Source organism: Rhodovulum visakhapatnamense, assembly GCF_004365965.1.
Classification (GTDB): Bacteria; Pseudomonadota; Alphaproteobacteria; order Rhodobacterales; family Rhodobacteraceae; genus Rhodovulum; species Rhodovulum visakhapatnamense.
Genome location: NZ_SOEB01000011.1, coordinates 40,298 through 61,265 on the forward strand (window position 1 = coordinate 40,298; position 20,968 = coordinate 61,265).

Here is a 20,968-nt window from a genome sequence, read left to right on the forward strand (position 1 = left end):
ACGCTGGCCCAGGGGCGCGCGGCCGGGGTCAGCCGCGCTGGCCGGCAAAGCGCGCCTGCCAGTCCTCGCGCTCCTCGTCCGAGATCTTGCGGAACAGCATCTCGGGGGTGGTGAAGGCCTGACCGGGGGCGAGCCGCTCCATCGCATGGGTCATCTGGGCGGGCCAGGTGTCGTCCTCGCAGCCCATCGCGTCCATCATCGCCTTGGCGGCATCGGGGATGAAGGGTGCGGACAGCACCGCGTAAAGCCGGATCAGGTTCAGCGAAAAGCGGATGATCGCCGCCGCCTGATCGGGGTCTTCCTTGTAGACCGACCAGGGCGCGGCCGATTGCAGGTATTCGTTGCCCGCGACCCAGATCGCGCGCAGCTCGGCCGCGGCCTTGCGGATCTCCATCGCCTCCATATGCGCGTCATAGGCGCGGATGCGGATATAGAGATCGTCGTTCAGTTCCTGCTCGCGGTCGCCATAGCTGCCGCCCTCGGGCACCACCTCGCCGAATTTCGACCGGCAGAACTTGGTCACGCGGCTGACGAAATTGCCCAGAACGTCGGCCAGGTCCTTGTTCACGGAGGCCTGGAAATTCTCCCAGGTGAATTCGCTGTCCGAGCTTTCGGGGGCGTGCGACAGCAGCCACCAGCGCCAGTAATCGGCGGGCAGGATCGACAGCGCCTGATCCATGAAGACGCCACGCCCCTGGCTGGTCGAGAACTGGCCGCCATCGTAGTTCAGGTAGTTGAACGACTTGATGTAGTCGACCAGCTTCCAGGGGTCGCCCGAGCCCATGATCGTCGCCGGGAAGCTCAGCGTATGGAAGGGCACGTTGTCCTTGCCCATGAACTGGACATAGCGCACGTCCTCGGCGCCCTCGTCCAGCCGCCACCAGCGCCGCCAGTCGGCCTCGGGGCGGCCGTTCTTCTCGGCCCATTCGGCCGAGGCCGCGATATATTCGATGGGGGCATCGAACCAGACATAGAAGACCTTGCCCTCCATGCCGGGCCAGTCCTCCTCGCCCTTCTTCACCGGGATGCCCCAGTTCAGATCGCGGGTGATGCCGCGGTCCTGCAGCCCGTCGCCGTCATTCAGCCATTTCTTCGCGATCGAGGTGGTCAGCACCGGCCAGTCGGTCTTGCTGTCGATCCAGGCCTCGAGATCGCCCCTCAGCGAGCGCTGCTTGAGATACAGGTGCTTGGTCTCGCGCACCTCCAGATCGGTGGACCCCGAGATCGCCGAGCGCGGGTTGATCAGGTCGGTCGGGTCGAGCTGCTTGGTGCAGTTCTCGCACTGGTCGCCGCGCGCCTTCTCGTAGCCGCAATTGGGGCAGGTGCCCTCGATATAGCGGTCGGGCAGGAAGCGACCGTCGGCATTGGAATAGACCTGACGCTCGCTGACTTCCTCGATCAGCCCGTTCTCGGCCAGACGGCCTGCGAAATACTGAGTCAGCCTGTGGTTCTGCGGGCTTGAAGACCGGCCGAAATGGTCGAAGGACAGCCGGAAGCCGCGCGCCAGATCCGCCTGCACCTCGTGCATCTCGGCGCAGTAGTCCGCCACCGGCTTGCCGGCCTTGGCCGCGGCCAGTTCGGCGGGGGTGCCATGTTCATCGGTGGCGCAGAGGAACAGGACCTCATGGCCGCGGGCGCGGCAGTAGCGGGCGTAAAGATCGGCCGGAAGCTGGCTGCCGACGAGGTTGCCCAGGTGCTTGATCCCGTTGATATAGGGGATCGCCGAGGTGATCAGGATGCGTGCCATCTGCCGTTGCCTTCTTGCCGGATCTTGAGGCCCGTTTATCGCGCCATGCGCCCGAGGGCCAGAGCCTCGTGGGGCTCTGGCGCGGCCTTTGGGGCCCTATTGCGCGGTATATCCGCCATCCGCCAGGTGATAGCTGCCGGTGACAAAGCTCGCGCGGTCCGACAGAAGGAAGGCCACCAGCCCCGAAATCTCGTCCGACCGGCCCATCCGCCCGACCGGATGCAGTGCCGTCACCCGGGCCTGGGTCTCGGCGTCGAGCCCGTCATCGATCATCGGCGTCCGGACGAAGGCGGGGCCGACCGCGTTGATGCGGATGCCGCGCGTTGCATAGGCCAGAGCCGCCGATTTCGTCAGGCCCAGCAGCGCGTGCTTGGCCGCGACATAGGCGGGGGCCGTGGCCATGCCGACGCTGCCAAGGATCGAGCTCATGTTGACCACGGCGCCGCCGCCCGAGGCCTCGATCGCGGGCAGGCCGAAGCGCAGGCCGTAGAAGACGCCGTTGAGGTTGGTGTCGATGACCTCGCGCCAGCCGTCCAGCGGATAGGCCCCGATATCGGCCGAGGGCCCCGAGATCCCGGCATTGTTGACCAGCAGGTGCAGCCCGCCGGTGGTCTCGACGGTACGCGCGACCAGCGCCTCGACGGCGCCCGGGTCGGACACGTCGCAGGGCATGGCATAGGCCTTGCCGCCCGCCGCGGCGATCCGGTCGACCACCGGCGTCAGCTTCGAGGCCGTGCGCGCGGCCAGGCAGACCGTGGCCCCCGAGGCGGCCAGCTCGCAGGCGATGGCGGCGCCGATCCCGGTGCTGCCGCCGGTGACCAGAGCGATTTTCCCGTCGAAGCGGATTTCCATTTTCTTTCCTCCGGTTGCGCGCGATCCCCGGTCGAGATCGGGACCGGGGCAGGGCGGCGCAAGCCGGGGTGCGCTCGGGTCGCAGGGGGACACGCGCGCACAGGCATCCGCAGAGTCGGGCATCCGTAGAGTCAGGCGCCAGCCGTTTCGGGCTCCAGCAGGGCGGGGTCCAGCGACAGGCGGCCGTCCGCGTCCCGGCTCAGCCGCCAGGCGCGGGGCGGGTCCAGCCGGGCGCGGCGGCGTTCCAGATGCCAGGCGGTGACGCCGGGGCCGTGGCGCGAGGCCATGTGCCAGCGGGTCTCGACCCCGGCGGCGCCACCCGACCCGGTCGAGAGGATCAGCCCCAGCGGCGCGCAGCGGCCGAGGCTTGCGCCGGTCTCGGCCGCCAGATGCAGCCGCCGGACCGGGGTCAGCGGCGGCGGCGCGGGCAGTTCGGCCACCACCACGGGCACGACGCCCGCGCGCAGCGCCTCTTCCATGCACCACAGCAGGTCTTCGGCCCGCTTGGGCGTGGCCTGGATCAGCCGCCCCGGCTCGATCCATTCGGCCACGCTGTCGGGATAAAGCCGTCCGGGCGCCCAGGCGGGCACGATCCAGAGCACCGGCCCCTCGGTCGCGGCGGCCAGCAGCAAGGCCAGCGCATGGCGGGACGATCCCGTCAGTTCATGGGCGCGCGCCAGCGGCAGCGACAGCGCGCCAAGCGCGGTCAGCGCCGGGCGGGGGCGGCCCGTGCGGAACGCCTCGGAGGCAAGCGAAAGCGGGGAACCGGACATGGCGAAACTCTATGATGTTCTTTATATGTTCTCAACACGTTTTCTCCAGCATGCCAGCGGACCGATCTGCTAGAGTAACGGCGCGAACAGGGAGGACCGGGCCTGCGGCATGCCATCGGAAAGTCCGTTCGGCCGGGACGGGACAGGGGGTGTCGTGTCGGCCATGCCCTTGCGGCCGAGGCCGCGCCCGTGCCGGGGGTCGGTCCGGCGGCCGGGGCGTTGCCGCTTTCGCTCCGGACTACCGATCACGGCCAAATCCGCCTTGCACCCGGCGGGCGGCAGGATACCCTCCCTTCCAGATCGAAACGAGGAACAGAAGACCATGAGAAAAGTGAAGCTGGGCCGGACCGGCCTGGATGTGTCCTGCCTGTGCCTGGGAACGATGACCTGGGGCAGCCAGAACGACCAGGACGAGGCCCATGCCCAGATCGACCTCGCCTATGAGACGGGCGTGCATTTCATGGACACCGCCGAGATGTATCCGGTGGCGCCGGTCCTGGCCGAAACCGTCGGGCGCACCGAAAGGATCATCGGCAACTGGTTCCGGGATACCGGCCGCCGCAAGGACTGGATCGTCGCCACCAAGATGACCGGCGAGGGCCTGAAGGCGGTGCGCGAGGGCGAGCCGATCTGCCGCAAGTCCCTGATCACCGCGGTCGAGGGGTCGCTTCGGCGGCTGCGCACCGACTATATCGACCTTTACCAGCTGCACTGGCCGAACCGCGGGTCCTACCATTTCCGCAAGAACTGGCGCTACGACCCCTCGCATCAGGACCGTGCCGCGACCCTTGCGCATATGCACGAGGTGCTCGAGACGCTGGACGGGCTGGTCAAGGCGGGCAAGATCCGCCATTTCGGCCTGTCGAACGAAAGCGCCTGGGGCATGGCGCAATGGCTGCGTCTGGCTGAGGACAAGGGCCTGCCGCGGGCCGAGACGCTTCAGAACGAATATTCGCTGCTCTGCCGGCTGTACGACACCGATCTGGCCGAACTCGGTGTCAACGAGGACGTCACGCTGCTGGCCTACAGCCCGCTGGCCGCGGGCCTTCTCAGCGGCAAATATGCGGGCGATGTCACGCCCGAGGGGTCGCGCCGGTCGCGCAGCCCCGATCTTGGCGGCCGGATCACGCCCCGGGTCTGGGAGGCGGTGTCGGGCTATCTGGCGATTGCCAAGGCGCATGGGCTCGATCCGGTGCAGATGGCCATCGCCTTCGTGGCCAGCCGTCCCTTCCCGGTGATCCCGATTATCGGCGCCACCTCGACCGCGCAGCTGGAAACCGCGCTGGGCGCGGCCGACCTCACCCTGTCGCCCGAGGTCGAGGCCGAGATCGCGGCGATGCACAAGGCCTATCCGTTGCCCTTCTGACGCGATCGCCTCTCGCCGGTCCGTTGCATCTCTGGCACGGCCGGCATCCATCGCGCGCGTCCTTCCCTTCGGCCCTTGCCCCCGCGGGCGGGGGGGACATTATGGGCGCTGCGGATGGGGGAAATGCATGAACGTTCAGACGGATCGCGGGCCGGGGCGGGGCCTTGCCAAGACGGGCGGAAGACCGTGACCGGTGCCGTGGCCATACTGGGCGCCGGGGTCGTGGGTGCGGGCTGGGCCGCGCGCTTTGCCCTGATGGGCTGGACCGTGCGCGTCTTCGACCCCGACCCCGAGGCGGCCGGGCGTGTGGCTGCGGTGCTGGACAATGCCCGCCGCGCACTGCCGGGCCTGTCGGACCGCCCCTTGCCCGCCGAGGGCGCGGTGATCCAGGCTGCCACCATCTCGCAGGCGGTGTCGGGGGCGGACTGGATCCAGGAAAGCGTGCTCGAGCGGCTCGATCTCAAGCGCACGCTTTATCAGAAGGTGCAGGAACACGCGGCCGACGAGGCGATCATCGCCTCCTCGACCGCAGGTTTCACGCCCACGGCGCTTTACGGGCAAAGCGCCCGGCGCTGTCAGATCCTGGTCGCGCATCCGTTCAACCCGGTCTATCTGCTGCCGCTGGTCGAGTTGGTCGTGGCCGAAGACACGCCCGGCTGGGCGCTCGACCGCGCGCATGAGGTGCTGCGCGGCATCGGCATGATGCCCCTTCCGGTCCGGCGCGAGATCGACGGCCATATCGCCGACCGGCTGATGGAGGCGGTCTGGCGCGAGGCGCTGTGGCTCGTGCATGACGGGGTCGCGACCACGGCCGAGATCGACGACGCGGTGCGGATGGGCTTCGGGTTGAACTGGGCGCAGATGGGGCCGTTCGAATCCGCGCTGCTGGCGGGCGGCGCGGCCGGGGTCGACGAGGTGGTGTCGCGGATCGGGCCCGGGCTCGATCTGCCGCGCACCCATCTGACCGAGATGCCCGAGGCGACCGAGGCGCTGGCCCGCACCGTGGCCGAACAGACCGGCGCGCAGGCGGGCGACCGGCCGCTGGAAGAGCTGGAACAGGTGCGCGACAAGAACCTGGTCGCGGTGTTGCGCGCGCTGAAATGGGCGGGCTGGGGCGCGGGCGCGCATCTGCGCGGCTTCGATGCGCGCCTCGACGGCGGCGAGATCGACCTGGCCGGGCCGATCCGCACCGTGGCGCGGACCGTGCCGCTGGACTGGACCGACTATAACGGCCACATGACCGAGCCGCGCTACATGCAGGTCTTTTCCGACGCGACCGACCGGATGATGGAACTGGTCGGCTGCGACGCGGCCTATGTCGCGGGCGGGGCGAGCTTTTTCACAGCCGAATCCCATATCCGCCATCTGGCCGAGGCCAGGGTCGGCGACGCGCTTCGGGTCGAAAGCCTGTGCCTGGGGGCGGGCGGGCGCAAGATGCATCTGTTCCACCGGCTGTTTTCGGACGGCCGCGAGATCGCCACCGGCGAGGCGCTGCTGGTGCATGTCAGCCTCGAGACCCGGCAGGCCTCGGAGCCCGGGCCGGATGTCGCCCGCCGGATGTCCGAGATCGCCAGCGCCCATGCAACCCTGCCCCGCCCCGAGGGCATCGGCCGCGCGGTCGGGCAGAAACCGGGCTGACGCAAGGGCTGGCTCAGGCCAGCCGCTGGAACCGCGAGACACTGTCGCGATTGTCGAAGAACGGCACGCTGGCCGGGGGCAGGCCGCCGCGGATCAGCTGGCTGACCTCGGCCAGCACCACCTCGGTGATGAAGGGCAGGTTGAACCGGCGCACCTCGGCCAGCGGGATCCATTGCAACTGGCTGAGCTCGTCCTCGGCGAGCGAGAAATCGTCGGGGTCGCTGGCCAGCGCCTCGGCCTCGACCAGGAAGAACCGCGCGTCGAACCGGCGCGGCCGCCCCGGCGGGGTGATCGCGCGGAAGATGAAGTGAAAGCCTTCGGGCGAGGGCAGGTGGCCCGAGGCGGCGAAGCCGCGCCAGCCCTTCGGCGCCGGGCCCGGCCAGGCCCCCGGGCGCCCGAGGATCAACCCGGTCTCTTCCCAGAGCTCGCGGATCGCGGCCGCCGCCAGCGCCCCGGCCAGCGCCGGATCGGCCTCGGCCGTCAGCCGCCGGGCACAGGCGGGCGACAGCGGGCAGGCCAGCGGCACGTCCCGGTCGGCCGCGTCGACCGCGCCCCCCGGAAACACCACCTTGTTGGGCATGAAGGCAGCACTTTCGCCGCGCTGGCCCATCAGCACGCGCGGGCCGGTCGCGGCATCGCGCACCACGATCACCGTGGCCGCGTCGCGGATCGGTTGGTCGTCTATTCCGCCGGATGGCCGAAGCCGTGCATCCGTTTCGCCCATTGCAGCGCCACCATTACTCCTGTCAGTCGGGGCAGAAGGTATAGGGCAAGCGCGACGCAGCCAACGGAAAAGACCGAGGTCAGCACCAGCGGGTCGGGCCGGAATGCCGTCACCGCCCCCGCCACCAGAGGGGCGGTCAGCAAGCCCACGATCAGCACCGTCAGATAGGCCGGGCCGTCGTCGGAGTGATGGTGGTGCAATTCCTCCATGCAGACCGGGCAGTGTTCGCGCACCGTGAGATAGTCCGACAGCATCGGGCCTGCGCCGCAATTCGGGCAGCGCTTGCACCAGCCGCGCAGAACGGCCGCACCAAGGGGCCTGGCATGAGATCCCATCATGTCCTGTTTCCGTGTGTCCCAACCGCACGCCGTCCCCGGGCGCGCTGGTCTGAACCTAGTCAAGCATGGAACGGTTAAAAAGATGGCCGTCTGTCCTTGCGGCGGGATGTCGCAAAACGCCGCCGGGCGGCGCGACTCGGGGCGCTGCGACGGAAACCGGCGCGGGCCCCGTAAGAGACGAGGAAGGCGGGCGGCACGGGGTCGTCCGGAAGCAACGACCGAAGGAGACCGAGATGGCATGGACTGTGACGAAGATGTCGACCGCGGCGCTGGCGATCGGGACGGCGGCGATCCTGGGGCTGGCCGGGCCGGCGATGGCGCAACAGGGGCCGGGGACCGACGCCGGGGCCGAAGCGAGTGCAGGGGCAGGGGCAGGGGCTGGCGCGGGCCGTCAGGGCAGGATGTTCGACCGCATGGATGCCAATGACGACGGCACGATCTCGCTTGAGGAATTCACCGCCCGCGCGCGGACCCGCTTTGCCGATCTCGATACCGACGGCGACGGCAAGATTTCCGCAGAGGAAGCGCAAAAGCTCGGTCCGGCCGGGCGTCATGCGCGGGCGGCCGGTCAGGGTGGCGGTCAGGGCGGCGGTCAGGGTGGCGGTCCGGGCGGGGCGGGCTGTGGCATGCAGCCCGGTGGCGGCGGCCAGGGGATGCAGGGCATGCCCGGCGGCCACGGCATGCATCGCGGCGCCGGGATGCAGGGCGGCTGCGGCACGAACCACGGAATGGGCTCTGGAATGGGCCCTGGAATGGGAATGGGCCAGGCTATGGGGCCGGGTATGGGCCAGGGCATGGGCATGCCCGGGGCCTGTGGCGGGCGCGGTGCCGGGACGGAGGGGCCGGGGCCGATGGGCGGCGGCTACGGCATGTTCGGCGGGCTCGAGGGCACCGGGCCGATGGGCTATGGCGGCTTCGGCGATCCGACGCTCAGCCCCGAGGACCGCGCCGAGCGGGCCCAGCGGCTGGTCGACATGATGGATGCCGATGGCGACGGCCTGCTCAGCCCCGAGGAACTGGCCCAGCGGCCGGGGCCGGCGATGATGTTCAACCGGATCGACGCCGATGGCGACGGGGTGCTGACGCAGGAGGAATTCGAGACCGCTCTGGAAAAGTTCCGCAGCTTCATGCGCGACCAGCGTCAGGCCCCCGCGCAGTAAGGCGTTGATGCGGCGCGGGCGGGGCGAACCCGCCCGCTTGCCGCGCGCCGTGCCACGGAGTAGGCCAGAGGCAGGATGCAGATGCCCTTCGATGCCGCAGATCAGGACACGGACGAGGCGTTGCTTCTGGCCTACGGCCGGGGCGATGCGCGGGCCGCGCGTGTGCTGACGCTGCGATTGGCGCCCTGGGTTTTGGCCTATGCGCGCAGGCTTCTGCGCGACGCGGCCGAGGCCGAGGACGTGGCGCAGGAGGCGATGCTGCGGCTCTGGCGGATCGCGCCCGACTGGCGGACGGGCGAAGCCAAGGTGACGACCTGGCTCTATCGCGTCGTCACCAACCTGTGCACCGACCGGCTGCGGCGGCGGCGGCGGGGGGCGGCGCTCGACGAGGTGCCGGAACCGGCCGATGACAGCCCGGGGGCCGAGACCCGGCTGCAGCAGGCGGCGCGGGTGGCGGCGCTGGACGCGGCGCTGGCCAGGCTGCCGGACCGTCAGCGGCAGGCGGTGATCCTGAGGCATATCGAGGGGCTTTCCAATCCCGAGATCGCCGCCATTCTCGAGATCGGCACCGAGGCGGTCGAAAGCCTGACCGCGCGGGGCAAGCGGGCGCTGGCCCAGGCTCTGGCCGGGCGGCGCGAGGAATTGGGGTTCGACGATGACTGACCCGAGGATGAACGACCATGAGATCGAGGCGCTGTTCGCGGCCGCCCGCGCCGAGCGGGCCGAGCCCTCGGCGGCGCTGATGGCGCGGATCATGGACGACGCGATGATCGCGGCGGCGGAGGCTGCCGCGCCGCGTCCGGTCGCGGCACGTCCGGTCGCGGCGCAGACGGGGCGGCGCGGGCTGGTGGCGGTTCTGGTCGCCGCGATCGGCGGCTGGCCGGCGCTGGCCGGGGTCGCGACCGCCGGGGTTTTCGGGCTCTGGATCGGCTATGCCGGGCCGGGCGATGTCGGCACGCTGACCGCCACGATCCTGGGTTCGGCCTATGGGCCGAACGACCTGGTCCCAAGTCTCGACACCTATCTGACGGAGGGATGAGCATGTCCGATCCTACCGCATCCGCAGCGCCGCGGCGCCGAAGCTGGCTGCGCCCGGCGCTGGGCCTGAGCCTGGCGCTGAACGTGCTGCTTCTGGGGCTGATCTGCGGCGCCCTGCTGGGGCACCGGCCGGGCGGCGGTCCCGACGATCCCGGGGCGATGATGGCGCTTGGTCCCTACGGGCGGGCGTTGGACGAGGCCGACCGCGCGGCGATCCGCGAGGCGCTGCGCACCGAGGCGCCGCGCTTCCGGCAGGAACGGCGCGAGGTCCGCCAAAGCTTCCGCGATCTGCTGGCGGCGCTGCGGGCCGAGCCGTTCGATGCGGCGCAGGTGTCGAGCCTGCTCGACCGGCAGGAGCGGCGGGTGCAGTCCCATGTCGATCTGGTGCGGCAATTGATGCTCGACCGCGTCTCAACGATGAGCCAGGCCGAGCGCGCGGCCTTCGCCGACCGGCTGGAGGCGGTGCTGCGGCGCGGTCCCCCGCGCCATGACCACAGGGACAGAGACCGGGGCGGTCCGCCCTCCGATCCCTGAGACGTCGGCGTTTCGGAGCCTTCCGGTCGTGAGCCGGGTCGCGCGGAGCCAACACGGGACCCCGGGCTCGGCCTCGGCCCGGCGCGCCTTTCGGCATGCATCCCCGCGCGCGCGGCCTCAGGCGGCGCTTCGCGACATCTCGACCGTGTTGCGCCCGGCGGCCTTGGCGCCGTAAAGCGCCCGGTCGGCCTGATCCATCAGCCCGCGCACCTGCGCCTCGATATCGGGCGCGCCGGACATCAGGCTGCGGCCATCGCCCAGCGCGACGCCCACGCTGATCGTCACCCGGATCTCGCCCGCCCCGCCCGGCAGCGCCACGGGACGGCATTCGATCGCCTGACGCAGCCGCTCGGCGGCGGTGCAGGCGCGGTCGGCGTCGGTCTCGGGCAGGGCCACCAGAAATTCCTCGCCGCCGATCCGGGCCACCAGATCGACCGCGCGCAGGTTCTCTTTCAGCCGCCGCGCCACCTCGACCAGCACCGCGTCGCCCGAGCCGTGGCCGTAGCGGTCGTTGACCAGCTTGAAGCGGTCGATGTCGAGGATCATCAGCGCAAAGCTGCGCCCGGTCTCGGCCGCGCGTTCGGCGATCCGCGCCAGATGGGGCAGCGCGTAGCGGCGGTTGAAAAGCCCGGTCAGCGGGTCGGTCACGGCCAGCCGGAGGCCATCTTCCAGCGTCGCCCTCAGCCGGTCCGACTGGGTCTTGCGGCGGATCTGCATCTTGATCCGAAGCGCCAGTTCCTGCGCGTCCATCGGGTCGGCGATCAGGTCGTTGGCCCCAAGATCGAGCGCCATCGCCGCAGTCTCGCGCGCCGATTCCGGCACCACGATCAGGATTGCGGCATCGCGCGACACGGGATGGGCGCGCAATTCGCTGACCAGCCGCAGCCCGGCGCCCTCGGGCGACAGATCGGCATCGACGACATAGACATCGGGCTTGGGCGCCCCGGGCAGCGGGTTCAGCGCCTCGGCCCGGCTGAGCACCGTCAGGCTGTCCGAGATCTGCGGCACCAGCGCCGCGCGCCAGGCCCGCGCCCGGCGCGGGTCGCTGGCGATCAGCGCCACCAGCCCGGGCGGGATAAAGCCGGGGGCTGCCTCGCCGAAGCCCAGAACCTGTTCGGTCCCGTTCCGGAGTGCCAGTTCCTCGGCGGTTTCCCGCGCCCGGAGCAGGCTGCGCACCCGCGCCAGCAGGATCATTTCGTCCAGCGGTTTCGACAGGAACTCGTCGGCCCCGGCCTCCAGCGCGCGCATCTTGGTTTCGGGCGCCCGGCCCGCGGTCACCACGATCAGCGGGATCGAGGCGGTCTCGCGGCCGGATTTCAGCATCCGGCAAAGGTCGGTTCCGTCGATGTCGGGCAGCCCCATGTCCAGCAGGATCAGGTCCGGCCGTTCGGCGCGCGCCACCTCAAGGGCCGTCCGGCCGTCGCTGGCCTGGAGGACCTGGTAATGGGCGTTGCGAAGCCGGACCTTCATCACGATCCGGTTTGTCGCTACGTCATCCACGATCAGTATTCGGCGGGACATTGGCTCTCCACAGCAAAGGCTCTCCGCGGGACTGGCGTTTGGGAACCATTTACTCTGTTTTCGGGGTTCATCTTTGAGACGTATTCGTTAACAAACCCTTTAACCTTCTGCAGAGTGTGATCCCATGCAAGTTTTTGCCGAGACTGTGGCCCTTGAGGCGCTGGCCTGGCTGGTCGGCGACGACGATCTGTTGCCGGTTTTCCTTGGGGCAACCGGAGCGAGCGCTGAAGATCTGCGCAGCCGGGCGTCGGAAACCGACTTTCTGGCGTCGGTTCTGGACTTTATCTTGCTGGACGATGCCTGGGTCCTGCGATTCTGTCAGGCCGCGGGCCTGCCGGGCGAGGCGGTGCTGAAGGCGCGTGCCGGGCTCCCGGGCGGTGCCGATCCGCACTGGACCTGACGGCAGGGTTTTTTCATTGCTTTTGCGTCCGGAAATGCTTGCGGCCGGGCTTTTGGACCCGCAGAACGGGCCGGGGCAGACAGGAACCGGCATGGGCAAGATTTCGGCAGTCCTTTTCGACAAGGACGGGACGCTTTTCGATTTCCAGCGCAGCTGGGCGGGCTGGGCTCTGGATCTTCTGACCGAGCTTTCGGGCGGCAATCCGGCGCGCCGCGCGGCGCTGGCCGGTACGCTGGGCTTCGATCTTTGCGCGGCGCGGTTCCGGCCTGAAAGCCCGGTGGTCGCGGGCACGGCCGACGATGTGGTGCGGTTGATGCGGCCCTATCTGCCGGGCTGGACCGATGCGGCGCTGGGCGCCTATCTGACCGAGGCCTCGGCCCAGGCGCCGATGGTGCCGGCGGTCGATCTGGGGCCGCTGTTGTCGGGACTGGCGGCGCGCGGCCTGGCGCTTGGGGTCGCGACCAACGATGCCGAGGCCCCGGCGCTGGCCCAGCTCGAGGCGGCGGGCGTGCGCCGGGCCTTCGATTTCGTCGCGGGGTTCGACAGCGGGCACGGGGCCAAGCCCGGGCCGGGGCAGGTGCTGGCCTTTGCCGAGGCGACGGGCCGCCGCCCGGCCGAGGTGCTCATGGTGGGCGACAGCCGCTTCGATCTGGCCGCCGGGCGCGCCGCGGGCGCCGCGACCGCCGCGGTGCTGACCGGCACCGCCTGCGCCGAGGATCTCAGCGATCTTGCGGGCGTCGTGCTGCCCGATATCGGCGCCTTGCCCGCCTATCTGGACCGGCTGGGCGCCGGGTCCGCCTGAGCGGCGGGGCTGCGTCCGGCGGTGCTGCGTCCGGCGGTCTGGCCGGGGGCAGGGGGCGGCGCTATGCTCGCCCGACAGTCTGAACGGAGGCAGCGATGGCAGAAGCGGCAGAGGCCAGTCAGGGGCGGTGGATGCTGGGCGGTCTGGGCGCCTTGGCCGGGCTTGCGGCCTGGGTCCTCTTCGGCGTCCTGCCTCAGCCCATGGCGGCGATGGGGCTCGCCCGGCTGCATCTGTTTCTGGCGGCCTTCGGGACGGTCTTCTTCGGGGCGGGGCTGGCGATGGTCGGGGCGCTGCGGCCGGGGCGGGCGCTGGGCGCAGCCGCCGGTCTGGGGCTGCCGCTGGCGGGGCTGCTGACCTGGGCGAGCCTCCGCTTCGATACGGTCGCGGCCTTTCTGGGAGACGCTGTGGCGGTGCCCGCTTTCGCGGCGCTGCTGGTGCTGGCGACGCCCTTCGCGATCGCGGGGCTGTCGCCCGGGGGGCGCTGGTTCGACTATGCGGCGCTGTTCACCCGGGCCTGGCAGATCGTGGTGCGGATGGCCGCGGCCTGGCTTTTCGTCGGCCTGGTCTGGGGCATCCTTTTTCTGTCGAATGCGTTGTTCGGGCTGGTCGGCATCGGGGTCATCGAGTGGCTGCTCGATTTCGAGGCGGTGCCTTATCTGGTAACCGGGCTGACGCTGGGGGTTGCGCTGGCGGTGGTGGGCGAGCGGTCCGATTACGTCTCGCCCGATCTGGTGCTGGGCCTCTTCCGGCTGCTGCTGCCGGTGGTTCTGGCGGTGGTCGCGGTGTTTCTGGCAGCACTTCCGGCGCGGGGGATCGGGCAGCTGTTCGGAGGGCTTTCGGCGGCCTCGATCCTGATGGCGATGGTCTTCGGATCGGTCACGCTGATCTCGTCGGCCGCCGATGCCGCCGACGACCGGCTGCGCCTTGGCGCCGTGACCGGCTGGAGCGCGCGGCTTCTGGCGCTGCTGCTGCCGTTTCTTGCCGGGCTTGCGGGCATCGCCATCGCGATGCGGCTGCGCCAGTACGGCGCGACGCCGGACCGGCTGCTGGCGGCCGCGCTGGCGGTGCTGGCGATGGGCTACGGGCTGGGCCATGCGGGGGCCGTGCTCAGGGCGCCGGGCTGGGCGGCCCGGGTGCGGCGGGTCAATGTAGGCATGGCGCTGGCGGCGGCGGCACTGGCGGCGGCGCTTCTGACGCCCGTGTTCGACCCGCAGCGGATCTCGGCCGCGAACCAGCTGGCGCGGTATGACAGCGGCCGGGTCGCGGCCGACGGGCTCGATCTCTGGACTCTGGGCCATGACTGGGGCCGGGCCGGGCGTGCGGCGCTCGACCGGCTGGCAGAGCGGGCCGGGGGGGACCCGAAGCTGGCCGAACAGCTTGCGGCGCTGGACGCCGCCGAGACCCGCGCCGATTTCGAACTGGCGCGGCGCGGCGCGGATAGTGCGGCCGACCGGGCCGCTCTGGCCCGGACGCTGCCGGTGCGCCCGGCCGGGGCGGCCTTGCCCGAGGGGTTCCTGTCGAGCCTGCGGTCCTGGGAGCTGCAGCAGATCGGCAAGGCCTGCAAGGCGCGCACGCCCCAGGGCAACCCGGCCTGCGTCGCGCTGCTGGCCGATCTTTCCCAGGACCGGCCCGGCGACGAGATCGTCATTCTGGCGCAAGGCCCGGGCGAGGGTCCCTTGCTGCGCGCCTATTTCGCCGATGGCGACAGTTTTTCGATGCGCAGTCCCGATTATGTCGGCGGCGACGATCTTTACCGCGACGCGGCGGCGGCCATCGACGCCCTGCTGGCGGGGCGCTACGACCTGCGGCCGATGCGCCTGAACGCGGTCGAGGTCGAGGGCCGGACCCTGTTTTTCGGTCGTTAAGTCCAGGTGCCGCAGCGGCAGTTCGGTTTCATTTGCCATTTCTTAAGGCGGCGCGCTGAGGATCGCCCAGGCCAATCATCCAGGAGTGGGCCAGTTCGTATGCACGGGCTGATCAATCGCGCTATTCATTTCTTTCTTGCCGACACCTACGGCCGTCAGGTGTGGGGAGAGATTGTGCGCGATGCCGGGCTGGAACGCCATGCCTTCGAGTCGATGCTGAGCTATGACGACAAGACCACCGATGCGCTTCTGATCGCGGCCAGCGCCCGGCTGTGTCTGCCGCGCGCCATGCTGCTGGAAGACCTGGGTACCTATCTCGTGTCGCATCGCGCGCTGGAACCGGTCCGCCGCCTGCTGCGCTTCGGCGGCGAGACATTTCTCGAGTTCCTGTTCTCGCTCGAGGACTTGCCCGACCGCGCCCGGCTGGCGGTGCCCGATCTCGACCTGCCCGAGCTGCGCCTGGCCGAAGACGTCTCGGACGGGTTCAAGCTCGACTGTCGCGGCGGCTGGCCCGAGGCCTTCTATATCCTGCAGGGCCTGTTGCGGGCGATGGCGGACGATTACGGCGCGCTGGTCCTGCTCGACCCGCTGGAAGAGCGGCCCGATGGCGGGCTTCTCGGGGTGCGCCTGCTGGATACCTCCTTCTCGGCCGGGCGCAGTTTCTCGCTGAAAGGGCCGATGGCATGAACCTGCCGCTCGATCCCCGGCCGCGCGACCGCGTGCTGGGCTTGCCCGGGGCCTCGCTCGACCGGCTGATGCCGATGCATGTCTGGATCAGCGCCACCGGCGATGTGGTCCGCACCGGACCGACCCTGCCGCGGCTGGCCGGAGGGCCGGTGACCCTGCGGCCCTGGACCGAGGTCGTGACCCTGCGCCGGCCGCGCCCGACGATGCGGCTGGAAGAGCTGTTGCGGATGCAGGGGGTGGCGCTGAAATTCACCCTGAACGCGGTGCCCGAGATCGCCCTGAAGGGGCTGGTGGTGCCCTTGCCCGGCGGGGCGGCGCTTTTGAACCTGTCGCTCGGGATCTCGCTGATCGAGGCGGTCGGGCGGTTCGACCTGACCCTGTCCGATTTCGCACCGACCGACCTGGCGGTCGAGCTCTTGTATCTCAACGAGGCCAAGACCGCCGTCGCGGGCGAATTGCGGCGGCTGGCGCTGCGGCTGAACGGGGCCCGCGTCACCGCCGAGGTGGAGGCCGCGACCGACACGCTGACCGGGCTGGCCAACCGGCGCGCCTTCGACGAGGCGCTGATGCGGCTTTCGGCCAGCGGGCTGCCCTTTGCGCTGCTGCAGCTGGACCTCGATCTGTTCAAGGCGGTCAATGACAGCCATGGCCATGCCGCGGGCGATGCCGTGCTGCGGGCGGTGGCCGCGGTGCTGCGCGGCCATTGCCGCGGCCGCGATGTGGTGGCGCGGGTCGGCGGCGACGAATTCGTGATCCTGATGGTCGATTTCACCGACAGGGCGAAGCTGTCGGACAATGCCGCGCGGCTGATCGCGCGGCTCGAACAGCCGATGCAGGTGCAGGAGACCGAATGCCGGATCTCGGCCAGCATCGGAATCGCGCTGGCGACCCGGCAACGCCATCCCTCGCCCGAGGTGCTGCTGCAGGAAGCCGATATCGCGCTTTACGAATCCAAGCGCCGGGGCCGGGGCCGCGTGACCTTCTACGACGACTGGCTGGAACGGCGCCGGTCGGCCAACGGCGACACCGGCTGACCGGACGGGTCGGACCGGTTCCCGGCCCATGAAAAAACGTCCGGTCCTGCGGCCGGGCGTTTCGTTGTCCTGGGGGCGGGCGCGCCGCTACTTGGCCATCTTGCCCCCGGCGATCTTGCGGATCGCGGTATAGAAGAGCGGCACGAAGAGCACCCCGAGGATGGTCGCGCTGAGCGTCCCGCCCAGAACCCCCGAGCCGATGGCGTTGCGCCCGCCCGAGCCCGCGCCCGAGCTCAGCACCAGCGGCAGGACGCCGAGGCTGAAGGCCATCGAGGTCATGATGATCGGGCGGAACCGCTGTTGCGCGGCCTGAACGATGGCCTCGAACAGGCTGTCGCCCGCCTCCTGCCGGTCGCGCGCGAATTCCACGATCAGGATCGCGTTCTTGCCGGTCAGGCCGATCACCGTCAGCAGCGCCACCTGGAAGAACACTCCGTTCTCGAAATGCCCGAGCCAGGCCCCCAGAAGCGCCCCCAGAACCCCGATCGGCATGGCCAGCATCACCGCGAAGGGGATCGCCCAGCTTTCGTAAAGCGCGGCGAGGCACAAAAACACCGCCGCCAGCGACAGCGTGTAAAGCAAGGGCGCCTGACTGCCGGATTCGCGCTCTTCCAGCGAGAGCCCGGTCCAGGCGATGGCAAAGCCCGGCGGCAGCTGGCTGGCCAGCCGCTCCATCTCGGCCATGGCCTCGCCGGTGGTCACGCCCTCGGCGGGCGAGCCCTGCAGCTGCATCGAGGGCATGCCGTTATAGCGGTTCAGGCCCTGGGGGCCGAAATCCCAGCTGGCAGTCGAGATGTTCGAGAAGGGCACCAGCCCGCCCGAGTCGTTGCGCACCCGCCACAGCTCGATGTCCTCGGGCGTCGCCCGGGCATCGGGCTCGCCCTGGACATAGACCCGCTTGATCCGTCCGCGGTCGACGAAATCGTTGACGTATTGCCCCGCCCAGGCGACCGAGAGCAGATTGCCCACATCGGTCGCCGACAGCCCCATCGCACCGGCTGCGCGCCAATCTATATCCAGATTGAACTGGGCCGCATCCTCCAGCCCGTTGGGCCGGATCGATCCGATCAGCGGGCTTTGCGCGGCCATGCCCAGCAGCTGGTTGCGCGCGGCCAGCAATTCCTCGTGGCTCTGGCCGCTGCGGGCCTGCAGGTAGAAGTCGAAGCCCGAGACGTTGCCAAGCTCGATCACCGAGGGCGGCACGATCGGGAACACCATCGCGTCCTGGATCTGGCTGAAGGCGCCGAAGGCACGCCCGGCGATGGCCTGCACGCTTTGCGACGGGTCCTGCCGGTCGTCCCAGTCCTTGAGCTGGACGAAGCCGATCCCCATGTTCTGCCCTTGGCCTGCGAAGGAGAAGCCGACGACCGTGAAGACCGAGTCGACGTTGTCGGCCTCGGCGGTCAGGAAGTGGTTCTGGATCTGCCTGGCAACCTCCTCGGTGCGCTGGGCGCTGGCACCGGTCGGTCCCTGGACCAGCGTGAAGAGGATGCCCTGATCCTCGTCGGGCAGAAAGCCGGTCGGCGTCCGGACGAAGAGCAGCGCCATCACCGCGGCCAGCGCGAGATAGACCACCCCCACCCGCAGCGGCCGCCGCACGATCCAGCCCACGGTGGACCCGTAGCCTCCGGCGAGCTTCTCGAAGAAGATGTTGAACCAGCCGAACGGGCCGCGATGGGTGTGGACCGCATCCTTCGAGCGCAGGATCGAGGCGCAAAGCGCGGGCGTCAGGGTCAGCGCGACCAGCACCGACAGACCCATTGCCGAGACGATGGTCACCGAGAATTGCTGGTAGATGACCCCGGTCGAGCCGCCGAAGAAGGCCATCGGAATGAACACCGCCGACAGCACCAGCGCAATGCCGACCAGCGCGCCGGTGATCTGGCCCATCGACTTGCGCGTGGCCTCGCGCGGCGTCAGGCCCTCTTCCTCGATGATCCGTTCCACGTTCTCGACCACGACGATGGCGTCATCGACCAGAAGCCCGATGGCCAGCACCATGGCCAGCATGGTCAGCGTGTTGATCGAATAGCCGAAGATCGACAGGATGCCGAACGTGCCCAGCAGCACCACCGGCACCGCAAGCGTGGGGATCAGCGTGGCCCGGATGTTCTGCAGGAACAGCAGCATCACCAGGAACACGAGGATGATCGCCTCGAACAGCGTCTTGACCACCTCTTCGATCGAGATCTTCACGAAGGGGGTGGTGTCGAAGGGGATCACATATTCGACGTTTTCGGGAAAGAACTCGGAGAATTCCTCGATCTTCGCCTTGACCCGTTCGGCGGTGTCGAGCGCGTTGGCGCCCGAGGCCAGCCGGATCGCCATGCCCGCCGCGGGCTGGCCGTTGCGGTTGGCGATGGTCGAGTAGTCCTCGGCACCGATTTCGACCCGGGCGACATCCTTCAGTAAAACAAGTCCCCCGTCGGTTTCGGCGCGCAGCACGATCTGTTCGAAATCCTCGGGCGTCGACAGAAGCGACTGCGCGGTGATCGTGGCGTTCAGCTGCTGGCCTTCGGGCGCGGGCAGTTCGCCGAAGGCGCCGGCCGAGATCTGCGCGTTTTCCGCCGAGACTGCCGAGACCACGTCCCCGGGCGTCATGTCATAGGCGGCCAGCTTGGACGGGTCGAGCCAGATCCGCATCGCGTATTGCGCGCCGAACACCTGGACCTCGCCCACGCCCTGGATCCGGGCGAATTCGTCGACGAGGTTCGATTCCATGTAGTCCGACAGATCGACCTGTTCGAGCGACCCGTCCTTGGAAATCAGCGCGACCACCATCAGGAAGCTGGCCGAGGACTTGCGCACCGTCACGCCCTGGCGCTGCACCGTGTCGGGCAGCAGCGCGGTGGCCTGCGACAGCTTGTTCTGGACCTGCACCTGGGCGATGTCGGGGTCGGTGCCGGTCTCGAAGGTCAGATCGATCGAGGAGGTTCCGGCCGAGGTCGAGGAGGACGAGATGTAGCGCAGCCCGTCGAGGCCGGTCATCTGCTGTTCGATCACCTGGGTCACGGTGTTGGCGACGGTCTCGGCCGAGGCGCCGGGATAGGTGGCCGACACCGTCACGTTCGGCGGCGCGATCTGCGGATACTGCGCGATCGGCAGCGACGAGATCGACAGCAGGCCGATCCCCATGATCAGGATCGCGATGACCCAGGCGAAGACCGGGCGGTCGATGAAGAAACGGGCCATGACTTGGGTTCCCTGCCGATCAGTTGCCTTGGGCCGGCTGGCCCTGGTCGTTCTGGCCGTCGCCGCCCTCGGGCGCGGCGCCGCGTTCCTGCGGGGTCACCGGCACACCGGGCTGGACCTTCTGCAGCCCCGCGACGATCACCCGGTCGCCATCGGCCACGCCGTCTGTCACGATCCAGTCCGTGCCGCTGTCGCGCAGCACGGTCAGGACGCGGGATTCGACCACGTTGTCGGGGGTGACGACCAGCGCGGTCGGGCGGCCGCGCGTGTCGCGGCCGACGGCTTCCTGCGGCACCAGGATCGCGTTCGGCACGACGCCCTGGGGCATTTCGGCCTGCACATACATGCCGGGCAGCAGCAGCCCCTCGGGGTTCGAGAAGTTCATCCTGAGCAGGATCACGCCGGTCTGTTCGTCGACATGGGGCTCGGCCGCGGTCAGCATGCCCTCATGTTCATAAGCGCTGCCATCGGGCAGGCTGAGCTGAACCGATACATCGGCATCGGCCAGCGCGGTCTCGGTATGTCCGCGGCGCCAGCGCACCAGTTCGGCCGCGGACATCGTCACGTCGACATAAACGGGGTCGAGCGTGCGGATCACCGCCAGCGGGGTGGACTGACCGGCGGTCACAAGCGAGCCCCGGGTGGTCAGCGACCGGCCGACCGTGCCCGACAGCGGCGCCTTGATCGTCGTCCGTTCCAGATCGATCTGCGCGGTCAGAAGCTGGGCCTCGGCCACCTGCAGCGCGGCCGCCGCCGAGTCGCGCTGGGCGACCGCGTCGTCCACCGTCTGTTCGCTGGCGACATTGCGATTGAGCAGCGCCTCGACCCGGCTCGCGTCCTTCTCGGCCGCCTTCAGATTGGCCTGGGCCTGGGCCACCGAGGCCTTGGCCGCGGCGACCTGCGCCTCGTAGGAGGCCGGGTCGATGGTATAAAGCGCGTCGCCCAGTTTGACCTCGGCGCCTTCCTCGAAGAGCCGGTCGATGATGATGCCGGCCACCTGCGGGCGCACCTCGGCCACGCCTGAGGCCACCACGCGTCCGGGCAGCCGGGTTCTGAGCGTGACGTCGCTGGCATGCAGCGTCACCACGGTCACCGCCGGCGGCGGGCGGTCGCCGCCGCCTCCGGGGGCCTGCGCCTGTGCCGCGGCCGCGCCGAGCGCCAGCACCACGGCAAGAAGGGGAAAGACGGCCCGGACGGGTCGCGGACAGGATCGCGGCATGGCGGAGCTCCTCTCGGGGCTGTGGAATTCTGTCGGACGGATTTACAAAACCTGCGAGTTTCGGTATTTGCTTCCGCG

Annotated in this window: 19 protein-coding genes; 11 read left to right on the forward strand and 8 right to left on the reverse strand. The window is 69.6% G+C overall.

Translation table 11 applies throughout. The features are described 5' to 3' along the window. Positions 1 to 28: 28 nt before the first annotated feature. From metG to EV657_RS11345, 3 genes are all read right to left on the reverse strand, one after another. On the reverse strand, positions 29 to 1,747 hold the full coding sequence (gene metG / locus EV657_RS11335) for a methionine--tRNA ligase (RefSeq protein ID WP_134077935.1): 1,719 nt from the start codon (positions 1,745 to 1,747) through the stop codon (positions 29 to 31). A gap of 96 nt (positions 1,748 to 1,843) precedes the next feature. Continuing rightward, entirely contained in the window at positions 1,844 to 2,599 is a 756-nt protein-coding gene (locus tag EV657_RS11340) for an SDR family NAD(P)-dependent oxidoreductase (protein ID WP_134077936.1), read from the reverse strand. 131 nt (positions 2,600 to 2,730) lie between these two features. Beyond that, positions 2,731 to 3,372: an ImuA family protein gene (locus EV657_RS11345; protein WP_243628090.1), complete on the reverse strand. Its 642-nt coding sequence runs from the start codon at positions 3,370 to 3,372 to the stop codon at positions 2,731 to 2,733. A gap of 322 nt (positions 3,373 to 3,694) precedes the next feature. Here EV657_RS11345 and EV657_RS11350 point away from each other — a divergent pair, with 322 nt between their 5' ends. Both EV657_RS11350 and EV657_RS11355 read left to right on the forward strand, forming a co-directional pair. Continuing rightward, positions 3,695 to 4,738 (forward strand): aldo/keto reductase, encoded by a 1,044-nt coding sequence (locus EV657_RS11350; RefSeq protein ID WP_113670496.1) that lies wholly within the window; start codon positions 3,695 to 3,697, stop codon positions 4,736 to 4,738. Between the two features lie 186 nt (positions 4,739 to 4,924). Then, on the forward strand, positions 4,925 to 6,376 hold the full coding sequence (locus EV657_RS11355) for a carnitine 3-dehydrogenase (RefSeq protein ID WP_134077937.1): 1,452 nt from the start codon (positions 4,925 to 4,927) through the stop codon (positions 6,374 to 6,376). 13 nt (positions 6,377 to 6,389) lie between these two features. Here the strand turns inward: EV657_RS11355 and EV657_RS11360 are convergent, their stop codons facing one another. Both EV657_RS11360 and EV657_RS11365 read right to left on the reverse strand, forming a co-directional pair. Beyond that, positions 6,390 to 7,100, reverse strand: a complete 711-nt coding sequence (locus EV657_RS11360; protein ID WP_134077938.1) for an NUDIX hydrolase — start codon at positions 7,098 to 7,100, stop codon at positions 6,390 to 6,392. Next, on the reverse strand, positions 7,058 to 7,438 hold the full coding sequence (locus EV657_RS11365) for a DUF983 domain-containing protein (protein WP_113670498.1): 381 nt from the start codon (positions 7,436 to 7,438) through the stop codon (positions 7,058 to 7,060). The genes EV657_RS11360 and EV657_RS11365 overlap by 43 nt, the downstream gene beginning before the upstream one ends. Positions 7,439 to 7,671: 233 nt before the next feature. Between EV657_RS11365 and EV657_RS11370 the strand changes: the two genes are divergently transcribed. The 4 genes from EV657_RS11370 to EV657_RS11385 all read left to right on the forward strand — a co-directional run bounded on the left by EV657_RS11370 (position 7,672) and on the right by EV657_RS11385 (position 10,170). Next, complete coding sequence (locus EV657_RS11370) at positions 7,672 to 8,598, forward strand: EF-hand domain-containing protein (RefSeq protein WP_134077939.1); 927 nt, start codon at positions 7,672 to 7,674, stop codon at positions 8,596 to 8,598. Between the two features lie 75 nt (positions 8,599 to 8,673). Continuing rightward, positions 8,674 to 9,261 (forward strand): RNA polymerase sigma factor, encoded by a 588-nt coding sequence (locus EV657_RS11375; protein WP_075785521.1) that lies wholly within the window; start codon positions 8,674 to 8,676, stop codon positions 9,259 to 9,261. After that, positions 9,254 to 9,637 (forward strand): dihydroorotate dehydrogenase, encoded by a 384-nt coding sequence (locus EV657_RS11380; protein WP_133260460.1) that lies wholly within the window; start codon positions 9,254 to 9,256, stop codon positions 9,635 to 9,637. The genes EV657_RS11375 and EV657_RS11380 overlap by 8 nt, the downstream gene beginning before the upstream one ends. A 2-nt stretch (positions 9,638 to 9,639) precedes the next feature. Further along, a complete protein-coding gene (locus EV657_RS11385) occupies positions 9,640 to 10,170 on the forward strand; it encodes a periplasmic heavy metal sensor (RefSeq protein WP_166673694.1) in 531 nt (176 codons plus the stop codon). 117 nt (positions 10,171 to 10,287) lie between these two features. Here the strand turns inward: EV657_RS11385 and EV657_RS11390 are convergent, their stop codons facing one another. Next, entirely contained in the window at positions 10,288 to 11,691 is a 1,404-nt protein-coding gene (locus tag EV657_RS11390; protein ID WP_113670502.1) for a diguanylate cyclase, read from the reverse strand. A gap of 124 nt (positions 11,692 to 11,815) precedes the next feature. Here EV657_RS11390 and EV657_RS11395 point away from each other — a divergent pair, with 124 nt between their 5' ends. The 5 genes from EV657_RS11395 (at position 11,816) to EV657_RS11415 (ending at position 16,479) form a co-directional block, all read left to right on the forward strand. Further along, the gene (locus tag EV657_RS11395; protein WP_075785525.1) at positions 11,816 to 12,091 is read left to right on the forward strand and encodes a DUF3572 domain-containing protein; all 276 of its coding nucleotides are present in this window, start codon (positions 11,816 to 11,818) and stop codon (positions 12,089 to 12,091) included. Between the two features lie 91 nt (positions 12,092 to 12,182). Next, a complete protein-coding gene (locus EV657_RS11400) occupies positions 12,183 to 12,893 on the forward strand; it encodes an HAD family hydrolase (RefSeq protein ID WP_134077941.1) in 711 nt (236 codons plus the stop codon). Positions 12,894 to 12,988: 95 nt separating this feature from the next. After that, entirely contained in the window at positions 12,989 to 14,758 is a 1,770-nt protein-coding gene (locus tag EV657_RS11405; protein WP_134077942.1) for a DUF4153 domain-containing protein, read from the forward strand. 99 nt (positions 14,759 to 14,857) lie between these two features. Next, positions 14,858 to 15,445 (forward strand): heme NO-binding domain-containing protein, encoded by a 588-nt coding sequence (locus tag EV657_RS11410; RefSeq protein WP_075785528.1) that lies wholly within the window; start codon positions 14,858 to 14,860, stop codon positions 15,443 to 15,445. After that, entirely contained in the window at positions 15,442 to 16,479 is a 1,038-nt protein-coding gene (locus EV657_RS11415; RefSeq protein ID WP_134077943.1) for a GGDEF domain-containing protein, read from the forward strand. The genes EV657_RS11410 and EV657_RS11415 overlap by 4 nt, the downstream gene beginning before the upstream one ends. An 87-nt stretch (positions 16,480 to 16,566) precedes the next feature. On the opposite strand, the gene EV657_RS11420 is transcribed toward EV657_RS11415, so the two are convergent. Both EV657_RS11420 and EV657_RS11425 read right to left on the reverse strand, forming a co-directional pair. Next, on the reverse strand, positions 16,567 to 19,671 hold the full coding sequence (locus EV657_RS11420; RefSeq protein ID WP_134077944.1) for an efflux RND transporter permease subunit: 3,105 nt from the start codon (positions 19,669 to 19,671) through the stop codon (positions 16,567 to 16,569). Positions 19,672 to 19,690: 19 nt separating this feature from the next. Continuing rightward, entirely contained in the window at positions 19,691 to 20,890 is a 1,200-nt protein-coding gene (locus EV657_RS11425) for an efflux RND transporter periplasmic adaptor subunit (protein ID WP_134077945.1), read from the reverse strand. Positions 20,891 to 20,968 lie beyond the last annotated feature (78 nt).

Excerpts from the sequence above, each read along its gene's own strand:
- metG (WP_134077935.1), bottom strand. The coding sequence starts at position 1,747 with ATGGCACGCATCCTGATCACCTCGGCGATCCCCTATATCAACGGGATC.
- EV657_RS11340 (WP_134077936.1), bottom strand. The coding sequence starts at position 2,599 with ATGGAAATCCGCTTCGACGGGAAAATCGCTCTGGTCACCGGCGGCAGC.
- EV657_RS11345 (WP_243628090.1), bottom strand. The coding sequence starts at position 3,372 with ATGTCCGGTTCCCCGCTTTCGCTTGCCTCCGAGGCGTTCCGCACGGGC.
- EV657_RS11350 (WP_113670496.1), top strand. The coding sequence starts at position 3,695 with ATGAGAAAAGTGAAGCTGGGCCGGACCGGCCTGGATGTGTCCTGCCTG.
- EV657_RS11360 (WP_134077938.1), bottom strand. The coding sequence starts at position 7,100 with ATGGGCGAAACGGATGCACGGCTTCGGCCATCCGGCGGAATAGACGAC.
- EV657_RS11365 (WP_113670498.1), bottom strand. The coding sequence starts at position 7,438 with ATGATGGGATCTCATGCCAGGCCCCTTGGTGCGGCCGTTCTGCGCGGC.
- EV657_RS11370 (WP_134077939.1), top strand. The coding sequence starts at position 7,672 with ATGGCATGGACTGTGACGAAGATGTCGACCGCGGCGCTGGCGATCGGG.
- EV657_RS11375 (WP_075785521.1), top strand. The coding sequence starts at position 8,674 with ATGCAGATGCCCTTCGATGCCGCAGATCAGGACACGGACGAGGCGTTG.
- EV657_RS11380 (WP_133260460.1), top strand. The coding sequence starts at position 9,254 with ATGACTGACCCGAGGATGAACGACCATGAGATCGAGGCGCTGTTCGCG.
- EV657_RS11385 (WP_166673694.1), top strand. The coding sequence starts at position 9,640 with ATGTCCGATCCTACCGCATCCGCAGCGCCGCGGCGCCGAAGCTGGCTG.
- EV657_RS11390 (WP_113670502.1), bottom strand. The coding sequence starts at position 11,691 with ATGTCCCGCCGAATACTGATCGTGGATGACGTAGCGACAAACCGGATC.
- EV657_RS11395 (WP_075785525.1), top strand. The coding sequence starts at position 11,816 with ATGCAAGTTTTTGCCGAGACTGTGGCCCTTGAGGCGCTGGCCTGGCTG.
- EV657_RS11400 (WP_134077941.1), top strand. The coding sequence starts at position 12,183 with ATGGGCAAGATTTCGGCAGTCCTTTTCGACAAGGACGGGACGCTTTTC.
- EV657_RS11405 (WP_134077942.1), top strand. The coding sequence starts at position 12,989 with ATGGCAGAAGCGGCAGAGGCCAGTCAGGGGCGGTGGATGCTGGGCGGT.
- EV657_RS11410 (WP_075785528.1), top strand. The coding sequence starts at position 14,858 with ATGCACGGGCTGATCAATCGCGCTATTCATTTCTTTCTTGCCGACACC.
- EV657_RS11415 (WP_134077943.1), top strand. The coding sequence starts at position 15,442 with ATGAACCTGCCGCTCGATCCCCGGCCGCGCGACCGCGTGCTGGGCTTG.
- EV657_RS11420 (WP_134077944.1), bottom strand. The coding sequence starts at position 19,671 with ATGGCCCGTTTCTTCATCGACCGCCCGGTCTTCGCCTGGGTCATCGCG.
- EV657_RS11425 (WP_134077945.1), bottom strand. The coding sequence starts at position 20,890 with ATGCCGCGATCCTGTCCGCGACCCGTCCGGGCCGTCTTTCCCCTTCTT.